This is a genomic window from Chryseobacterium sp. SIMBA_029, from assembly GCF_046535275.1.
Classification (GTDB): domain Bacteria; phylum Bacteroidota; class Bacteroidia; order Flavobacteriales; family Weeksellaceae; genus Chryseobacterium.
Map to the genome: position 1 here is coordinate 1 of NZ_JAWRXA010000692.1, position 247 is coordinate 247.

Genomic DNA, 247 nt, shown 5'->3' on the forward strand with positions numbered 1-247 from the left:
CGGGACACCACAACGTCCGGATTGTCCTCGGCGAAGGTGTCCAAGAGCTTCTCCTGCGCAGCCTTATCCGCGCTGTAATGTGATCCCGGGATGCCTGCTGCGGGCCAGTCCTCACTGGTCCGCTGGTCTTTGGGAGCCGGCGAATATGCGCCCACGGAGGACGCGCAAACCACGTGCCCTACTCCGGCCCTCCGGGCTGCAGCCAGCACGTGTGCCGTCCCGGCTACGTTGGTTTGACGGAGTGCCT

Annotated in this window: 1 protein-coding gene; it reads right to left on the reverse strand. The window is 65.2% G+C overall.

Annotated features, from left to right (window positions below):
- Positions 1–247: NAD-dependent epimerase/dehydratase family protein (locus SB679_RS25725; RefSeq protein ID WP_410705203.1), on the reverse strand; the 247-nt coding region annotated here is incomplete at both ends.